Source organism: Kitasatospora sp. NPDC056531, assembly GCF_042794375.1.
Taxonomy (GTDB): Bacteria; Actinomycetota; Actinomycetes; order Streptomycetales; family Streptomycetaceae; genus Kitasatospora.
Genome location: NZ_JBHTTU010000009.1, coordinates 68,840 through 77,670, shown reverse-complemented (window position 1 = coordinate 77,670; position 8,831 = coordinate 68,840). Strand labels below are relative to the sequence as shown.

Genomic DNA, 8,831 nt, shown 5'->3' with positions numbered 1-8,831 from the left:
GCCGACCCGCAGCGCCGGGATGGTGTCGTCCTCGGCCAGCGCCTCGATCAGGCTCAGCGCGATCTCAGCGGCGGTCGTATCGTTACACAAGGGGCGGGGGATGGGGGGGGGGGGGGTGGTGGGGAGGGGGGGGAGGGGGGGAAAAAGAGAGGGCCGGGGGGTGCCCTGTCCTCTCTTCTGGGCCCGCCCCCCCTCCGCCGCCTCCGACTCGTCGGCCGCCGCCAGCAGCGCCCGGCCGTGCGCCCTGGTCCGCTCCCGGGCGGCCTCCGGGTCGGCCGTCGCCGTCCAGGCGACGCAGTACATCAGCAGCCGGCAGACGAAGTTGATCCACAGCAGCAGCGCCACCGGCGTGGCGAAGGCCCCGTACAGGCTCCGCCCGGCGACCGAGCCGAGGTAGGAGGCGAGCAGCAGCTTCAGCAGCTCGAAGCCGACCGAGCCGATCAGCGCGCCGATCAGCAGGTCCCGGCGGCGCTGGCCGGTGATCCCGGGGAAGGGCGCCAGCAGGTAGGCGAAGAGCAGGGTGTCGCACGCTATGGCGATCAACACGCCGACCCAGGTGAGCAGGTAGCCGCTGCCGAGGCCGATCTCCCCGGCGATCCGCCCGGCGAGCGTCGTCCCGGCGGCGGAGGCGGCCAGCGAGAACAGCGACACCAGGCCGAGGCCGGCCAGCACCGCGATGTCCCAGGCCTTGCGCAGCACCGGGTTGCCCTTCTCCTCGGGCAGCTGCCAGAGGTCCCGGATCGAGGTGCGCATGGTGTTCACCCAGCCGAGGCCGGAGACCAGCAGCAGCGCCCCGCCGACCAGCCCGACGGTGCCTGCGTTGGCCACCAGGGACGGCAGGTTGAGCGCGTCCGAGAAGCCCGGCAGCTGGTCGGAGATGTGCTGCTGCAGGTCGGCCACCTGGCTGCCGTTGAGCGTCGCGACGGCGATCGCCAGGCCCACCGTGAGCAGCGGGAAGAGGGCGAGGAAGCCGAAGAAGGTGACGGCCCCGGCCAGCCGGTTGCCGCGGGCCGCGGAGAAGTACTCGTACACCCGGTACGGGCGGCTGCGCAGCACTCGGGCCACCAGGGGGCCGAGGACCGGAAGGCGGGTCAGGAAGTCCACCCGACCGGTTATACCGGCCCGTCCCCCGAATGGCCGTCAGGCGCCGTCCCAGGGCGCGTCCGCGAACGCGCTCCTGCGGGGCGGCGTCGGCGCACGCGGATCAGCGCTTGACGAGTCGGCGGGCCCGGGCGAGGGCGCGTACGGCCTGGTAGGCGCCGTAGCGGCCGTGGCTGAGCAGTTCGGTGCGCACGCCCTCCACTCCGGCCGGCGGGCGGTAGCCGGCCGGGCGCAGCCGGGCGCAGTGCGCGGCGGCGCGGCGGAAGTACTCGCGGCGGTCGCCGGAGGGGACCCGGCCGGGCTTGGCGACCACGGTGTTGAGGTGGTGCAGCATCTTCCCGTAGACGACCGGGCGCCAGCGGTCCAGGTCGGGGCGGCGGTCGAGGAAGGCGAAGACCAGGTCGTACTGGGCGAACACGTCGAAGTGCTTGCGGCTGGCGGTGGCCAGGATGTTGCCGCCCTCCTGGCGCTGGCGGTAGTGCACGCCGACCTGGTCGAGCAGGGTGATGCTGGCGGCGGCGAGCAGCGCCGGGTACGTCCAGGGGGTGTCCTCGTAGTAGCCGGCCGGGAAGACCAGCCGCTGCTCGGTGACGAAGCCGCGGCGGTAGGCCTTGTTCCAGACGACCTGGAGCAGGTCGAGCAGGTCGGGGCGGGCGGTGAGGTCGAAGACGTTCGGGGAGGCCGCGCCGAAGACGTGGCCGGAGGCGGCCCGGGTGATCCGGCCGTCGGCGTAGGTGCGGGCGTAGTCGTAGACCAGGACGTCCGGGTCCCCGGTGGCGGCGAGGCGGTCGTCGACGGCCTTCAGCAGGCCGGGGGTGAGTGTGTCGTCACTGTCCAGGAAGACCACGTAGTCGCCGGTGGCGACCTCCAGGCCGGCGTTGCGGGCCCGGCCGAGGCCGACGTTCTCCGGCAGGTGCAGCACCCGTACGCGGGGGTCGGCGGCGGCCGCCTCGTCCAGCATGGCGCCGCAGCCGTCCGGGGAGCGGTCGTCCACCGCGATCAGCTCGAAGTCGGGACCGCCCTGGCCTAGGACCGAGTCGAGGCACTCGACGAGGTAGTCCTGGACCTGGTACACGGGGACGATCACGCTGAAGCGGGGCACGGGGCCCAGCGTAGTGGCCCGGGGGGGCTCCGGAGCCCGGAGGTAGGATCGGGGCGCACGTACGCACCGATTCAAAGTGCGGTCAGGCCCCCACCGGGCTGCCACGCTCCTAACCGAGAAAGGCCTGCGTAGCCGATGGCTCCCCGCCTCTCCATCGTCGTTCCGATCTACAACGTCGAGCGTTATCTCGTCGAATGCCTCGACTCGATCGCCGCCCAGACCTTCACGGACTTCGAGTGCGTCATGGTCGACGACGGTTCGAAGGACGACAGCGCGGCCCTCGCCGAGGCGTACGCGGCCAAAGACTCGCGGTTCCGGCTGGTCCGCCAGGTGAACAAGGGCCTCGGCGCGGCCCGCAACACCGGCATCCGGCACATCGACCCGGACGCCGAGTTCCTGTGCTTCGTCGACAGCGACGACTCGATGCCGCCCAGCGCGTACGAGCTGATGATCAACACGCTGGACGAGACCGGCTCGGACTTCTGCACCGGCAACGTGCTGCGCTTCCGCGCGGTGGGCTACTACCAGTCCGGCGGCCACGTGAAGCCGTTCAAGGTCACCAAGCTCAAGACCCACATCACCGAGATCCCGGCGCTGGTCACCGACCGCACCGCGTGGAACAAGGTGTACCGCCGCTCGTTCTTCGACGCGGCCGACCTGCTGTACCCCGAGGGCATCCTGTACGAGGACGCGCCGGTCAGCGTGCCGCACCACTACCTGGCCAAGAGCGTGGACGTGCTCTCCGAGCCGATCTACCACTGGCGCGAGCGCGAGGTCGGCGAGATGTCGATCACGCAGATGCGCACCAACCCCAAGGGTCTGGTCGACCGGGTCACCTCGGTCGAGCTGGTCCGCGGCTGGCTGAAGAAGCAGACCGAGCCGCGCTTCGACCAGTACCTGCGCTCCTACGACGAGAACACCCTCGTCGAGGAGATCCCGATGTTCTTCTGGTCCGTCGTGGACGGTGACAAGGAGTACCGGGACGCCTACGTCCAGAACGTCAGCCGGCTGCTCCGGGCGATCGGCCCCGAGCAGGTCCGCAAGCTGCGCGCGCCGCTGCGGCTGAAGTACCACCTGACCCTGCAGGGCCGGGTTGACGAGCTGGTCGAGCAGATCAAGTACGAGGGCGAGAGCGGCGGCGGCGTGCAGGCCCGCGGTCTGCTGCGGCCGTACGCGGACTACCCGTTCCTGCGCGGCGGGCGCAAGAGCGTGCCGTCCGGCGTGCTCAAGCTGGACAACTCGCTGGTCATGCGCAGCCGGCTGTACGCGAGCGCCTGGGTGGGCGGGAAGCTGCAGCTGACCGGGCACGCGTACCCGGAGCAGCTGGGCGCGGCGGCCAAGCACGACATGGTCCGCACCCTGGTGCTGCGCGAGGCCAAGGGCCGCCGGGTCGTCGCGGTGCCGATGAAGACCCAGTACAGCCCCGAGGCCACCGCGAGCTGCAACCACGACCTGTACAGCTGCGACTGGTCCGGCTTCACCGTCGCCCTGGACCCGAAGAAGCTCAAGCACCGCGGCCAGTGGAAGGACGGCCACTGGCGCGTCCTGGTGGCCGGCGCGGGCAAGGGCGGGGTCTACAAGGGCCGGGTCTCGGCCGGCTGGAGCGACACCGCGGAGTACCTCCCGGCGCACTGGGTCGAGCCGGACGTGCGGATCGTGCCGTGGGTCCGCGACAACTTCGTCTACCTGCACGTGGAGACCGTCAAGGCCCGGGCGACCGGCCTGGCCGCGCACGGCGGCCGGCTGGAGGTCTCCGGCGCCGCCCGCTCCGGGGTCAGCTTCGCCGGGGCCCGGCTGCAGCTCACCCACGTCGAGTCGGACCGCGAGCTGACCTTCCCGCTGGAGCTGGGCGCGCCGGTCGGCACGCTGCAGCCCTTCACGGCCTCCTTCCCGGTGGCCGAGCTGACCGCCGTCCGCGAGGCCTGGGCCGAGCTGGACCCGGTGGCCGCCGAGCGCGGCCGCGACCGCTGGGACAGCGCACTGCTGCTGGCCGACGGCAGCACCGTCCGGCTGGCCTGGGACGACCGCAACGCGCCCGAGCAGCTGCACCTGGCGCTGGACCCGCAGTCCTCGGGCGAGCCGCGCCGGGCCCTCTACTCCAAGCCCTCCCCGGGCGGCCACCTGCAGTTCTGCGACCAGCTGCTGCAGCCGCTGGTGGACGAGGTGTCCGCGCGCGGCGCCGACGGCTTCCTGCTCAGCGGCTCCTTCCCGCTGCCCGGCGCCCACCGCTGGGAGCTGGTGGTCCGGCACAACTGGCGCGAGGAGGAGCACGTCTACCCGGTGGAGATCTCGGACGGCCGGTTCCGCACCGCGATGCCCGCCGTGCCGACCGCCTCCTTCGCCGGGCGGGTGCCGCTCGCCGCCGGCACCTGGAACGTCTTCTTCCGCCCGGTCGGCGCGCCGGTGGCCGCGCTGCCGAACTCCTCGGCGTTGATCGCACCGGAGTGCTTCGGCTCGCTGCCGCTGGAGGTGGAGTCCCGCGGCAAGCGGATCGTGCTGGAGCGCCGCTACCACGACGGCCTGTCGCTGGAGTCGCACTCGGTGCTGCTGCCCGAGGAGCGGGCCGGCTACCGTCAGCGCCTGCTGCGCACCGACCACTACCCGACCGCCCGGCGCCTGCCGGTGCGCGACACGGTGCTGTACAACGCCGGGCACGGCAGCGTGTACGCGGACTCGCCGAAGGCGATCCACGAGGAGCTGGTCCGCCGCGGGCTGCCGCTGGAGCACCTGTGGGGCAGCGACGACATGCAGGCCGACCTGCCGCAGTCGGCGACCCCGATCCGGCTCTGGAGCCCGGAGTGGTTCGAGGCGCTGGCGACCGCCAAGTACATCGTCACCAGCACCCACCTGCCCGACTTCTTCGTCCGCCGCCCCGGGCAGGTGGTCCTGCAGACCTGGCAGGGCACCCCGCTGAAGCAGATCGGCTTCGATTTCGAGAAGGTCTGGTTCACCGACTCCAACTACCTCAAGAGCCTGTCCCGCGAGGTCCCGAACTGGAGCCTGCTGGTGGCCGGGAACAGCTGGTCGGCCCCGCTGCTCAAGCGCGCGTTCGATTTCAAGGGCGAGATCCTGGAAAGCGGCTCGCCCCGGAACGACCTGCTGTTCGCGGCCGACCGGGAGAAGACGGCCGAACAGGTCCGCGAGCGGCTCGGTCTGCCCGAGGGCAAGAAGGTCGTGCTGTACGCGCCGACCTGGCGCGAGGACCGGCGCCGGCCCAACGGCGGCTACCAGATCGACCTGCGGATCGACCTGGCGGCGGCCAAGGCCGCGCTCGGCGACGACCAGGTGCTGCTGGTGCGCCGGCACAGCGTGATGTGCGGCCAGATCCCGGGCGCCGGCAACGGCTACATCTGGGACGTGGGCAGCTACCCCGACATGGCGGAGCTACTGCTGATCGCGGACGTGCTGGTCACCGACTACTCGGCGAGCGTGTTCGACTTCGCCACCACCGGCAAGCCGATGCTCTTCTTCACCCACGACCTGGAGCACTACCGGGACAACCTGCGCGGCTTCAGCCTGAACTTCGAGGCCGAGGCGCCCGGTCCGCTGCTGGCCACCTCCGAGGAGCTGGTCGCCGCGCTCGGCCGGGTGGACGAGGTCGCGGCCGAGCACGCCGACAAGGCGGCCGCGTTCCGTGAGGCGTACTGCGACCTGGACGACGGCAAGGCCGCCGCCCGGGTGGTCGACGCGATGCTCCGCAAGGAGTAGCGGCCCCCCGCCCCTGCCGAGGCGGGCCCGGAGCCCCCCCCCTGGCGTCCCCCCTTTTTCCCTGGAGCACCCCGGGGGAGCTCCCCCCCCCCCCCACCACACCGGGCCTACTCCGCGAAGGCGGCGAGGTGCTGGGTGAACCCGCCCTTGGTCGGCGGCAGCGGGCGCGGCTCGGCGTCCGGGGCAGGCTGCGGCTCCTCCATCGGCAGCAGCCGCAGCTCCGGCTGGTCGGAGCCGGGGGAGGAGTACAGCCGCACCCGGGTGCCGACCGGGACGGTGCTGCGCAGTCCGTCCACGATGCACCAGACGTCGAACCCCTCCGCCATGCGGATCAGGGACTTCTGGCGGACCAGCGGCGTGCGGGCCTGCTCGACCGCGCAGCGCCGGACGACCCCGGTGCCCTCGCTGGGCTCCAGTCGTAGCTCGGTGGAGCCGCAGGTGGGGCAGAGCAGTCGTTGGAAGGTCGGGTTGTTGCACCAGGTGCAGCGCTGGAAGTACAGCGTCGTACTCCGGGTGTCGGCTTCGATGGCTGAGTGGACCACGCTGTCATCTCCCTGCGCTCGGACCGGCTTGTACGGCAGACGTACGGCAGAAGTTCGGCAGGAAAAGGATAGGGAACTCAGTGCCGCCCTGTGAAGGCACTGAGTTCCCTTTTTGCTGCGCGCATGCATAATGAAGGGTACTGAGTACCGTCGTGAAACAGGAGTGGCGATCATGAGCCAGGAGTTCGATCTCTTCCGTATCTCCGAGGAGCACGAGATGCTCCGTGAGGCGGTGCGTGCGCTGGCCGAGGCGAAGATCGCGCCGTTCGCGGCGGAGGTGGACGAGCAGGGGCGGTTCCCGCAGGAGGCGTTGGACGCGCTGCGGGGCAATGACCTGCACGCGGTGCACGTGCCGGAGGTGTACGGCGGTGCGGGGGCGGACGCGCTGGCGACGGTGATCGTGATCGAGGAGGTCGCGCGGGTGTGCGGCTCGTCGTCGCTGATCCCGGCGGTGAACAAGCTGGGTTCGCTGCCGGTGCAGTTGTCGGGTTCGGAGGAGCTGAAGGCGAAGTACCTGGGTGCGCTGGCGCGTGGCGAGGGGATGTTCTCGTACTGCCTGTCGGAGCCGGAGGCGGGGTCGGACGCGGCGGGGATGAAGACCCGGGCGGTGCGCGACGGTGACTTCTGGGTCCTCAACGGGGTGAAGCGGTGGATCACCAACGCGGGTGTCTCGGAGTTCTACACGGTGATGGCGGTGACGGACCCGTCGATGCGGTCGAAGGGCATCTCGGCGTTCGTGGTGGAGAAGGGTGACGAGGGCGTCTCGTTCGGTGCGCCGGAGAAGAAGCTCGGGATCAAGGGTTCGCCGACGCGTGAGGTGTACTTCGACAACGTGCGGATCCCGGCGGACCGGATGATCGGTGCGGAGGGCACCGGTTTCCAGACGGCGATGAAGACGCTGGACCACACCCGGGTGACGATCGCGGCGCAGGCGGTGGGTATCGCGCAGGGCGCGCTGGACTACGCGAAGGGCTACGTGCGGGAGCGCAGGCAGTTCGGCAAGGCGATCGCGGAGTTCCAGGGTGTGCAGTTCATGCTGGCGGACATGGCGATGAAGCTGGAGGCCGCGCGGCAGATGACGTACGTGGCGGCGGCGAAGTCGCAGCGCGGGGACGCGGACCTGACGTTCTTCGGTGCGGCGGCGAAGTGCTTCGCGTCGGACGTGGCGATGCAGGTGACCACGGACGCGGTGCAGCTGCTGGGTGGTTACGGCTACACCCGGGACTACCCGGTGGAGCGGATGATGCGTGACGCGAAGATCACCCAGATCTACGAGGGCACCAACCAGGTCCAGCGCATCGTGATGGCCCGCAACCTCCCGTAACGGCGCTCCGACGTGCCCCGACGGCCGGACGGGCCAGCCACCCGGCCGTCGGGGCCGACACGTCGCACCGATGCTAAGTTCCGGAGAATGAGCGAGAAGGAAGAGCAGGACCTGCCGATGAATGACGGGCCCTCGAAGCCGGCCATGCGCGACGCGCTGGTGGCCGCGGCCTTCGAGCTCTTCCTGGACCGCGGCTTCGAGCAGACGACGATCGACGACATCGTCTCGCTCGCGGGCGTCGGCCGGCGCTCCTTCTTCCGCTACTTCCCGGCCAAGGAGGACGTGGTCTTCCCCGACCACGAGCGCAGCCTCGCCGAGATGACGGAGTTCCTCGACTCCGGCACCGGCGAGGAGGACCCGGTCAAGCACGCCTGCGCCGCCGCCCGGCTGGTCCTGCGGATGTACGCCGAGCAGCCCTCCTTCTCCGTCCAGCGCTACCGCCTCACCCGCAAGGTGCCCGGCCTGCGGGCGTACGAGCTCTCGGTGGTCTGGCGCTACGAGCACACCCTCGCCGCCTACCTGCGCGGCCGCTTCGCCGACCTCCCGGACGGCCCGCTGCGTGCCGACGTGATCGCCGCCGCCGTGGTCTCCGCGCACAACCACGCCCTGCGCACCTGGCTGCGCTCGGGCGGCGAGAGCGACTGGGTGGCCGAGGTGGACGCGGCGATGGCCTTCGTCACCACCACCTGGAGCGACCGCCCGGCAGACTCCGCCCCGGACGGCGAGGACGCGGCCGACGACGTGGTGGTCCTGGTCGCCAGTCGCCGCGCCCCGCTGTGGCGGATGGTCCAGGGCATCGAGAGCGCCCTGGGCGACACCCACCGGGTCTGACCGGGCCTGAGGCCAACTCGCCGACAAAAAGCCGGACTTCGGCGGGAGTTGGCACGGGTCCCGATGGTGGACCGGAGCGGCTCATCCAGCGAAAGCGGGACCTCCCCCCCCCCTCAAGGGCCCGCCCCCTCTCCCCAACCAAAGAGCCCCCACTAACAAGAGTCACCCCCCCTGTGTCCCCAGGGGGGATCCGACCCCCCCACCCCCTCCAAGGCACCACCAC

Annotated in this window: 6 protein-coding genes; 3 read left to right on the top strand and 3 right to left on the bottom strand. The window is 71.2% G+C overall.

Translation table 11 applies throughout. The features are described 5' to 3' along the window. Window positions 1-1,104 (bottom strand): YihY/virulence factor BrkB family protein (locus ACFQ87_RS11855; protein ID WP_380610515.1); only part of this gene is annotated, 1,104 nt, incomplete at its 3' end. A 100-nt stretch (window positions 1,105-1,204) separates the two neighbouring features. After that, a complete protein-coding gene (locus tag ACFQ87_RS11850) occupies window positions 1,205-2,203 on the bottom strand; it encodes a glycosyltransferase family 2 protein (RefSeq protein ID WP_380610514.1) in 999 nt (332 codons plus the stop codon). Window positions 2,204-2,338: 135 nt separating this feature from the next. On the opposite strand from ACFQ87_RS11850, the gene ACFQ87_RS11845 reads away from it, so the two are divergent. Further along, complete coding sequence (locus tag ACFQ87_RS11845; protein ID WP_380610512.1) at window positions 2,339-5,911, top strand: CDP-glycerol glycerophosphotransferase family protein; 3,573 nt, start codon at window positions 2,339-2,341, stop codon at window positions 5,909-5,911. A gap of 107 nt (window positions 5,912-6,018) precedes the next feature. Here the strand turns inward: ACFQ87_RS11845 and ACFQ87_RS11840 are convergent, their stop codons facing one another. Beyond that, window positions 6,019-6,453 carry a hypothetical protein gene (locus ACFQ87_RS11840; RefSeq protein WP_380610511.1) on the bottom strand — a complete coding sequence of 145 codons (435 nt, stop codon included), beginning with the start codon at window positions 6,451-6,453 and terminating at the stop codon, window positions 6,019-6,021. A gap of 172 nt (window positions 6,454-6,625) precedes the next feature. Between ACFQ87_RS11840 and ACFQ87_RS11835 the strand changes: the two genes are divergently transcribed. Both ACFQ87_RS11835 and ACFQ87_RS11830 read left to right on the top strand, forming a co-directional pair. Beyond that, window positions 6,626-7,777 carry an acyl-CoA dehydrogenase family protein gene (locus ACFQ87_RS11835; RefSeq protein WP_380610510.1) on the top strand — a complete coding sequence of 384 codons (1,152 nt, stop codon included), beginning with the start codon at window positions 6,626-6,628 and terminating at the stop codon, window positions 7,775-7,777. A gap of 87 nt (window positions 7,778-7,864) precedes the next feature. Next, window positions 7,865-8,608, top strand: a complete 744-nt coding sequence (locus ACFQ87_RS11830; protein WP_380610509.1) for a TetR family transcriptional regulator — start codon at window positions 7,865-7,867, stop codon at window positions 8,606-8,608. Window positions 8,609-8,831 lie beyond the last annotated feature (223 nt).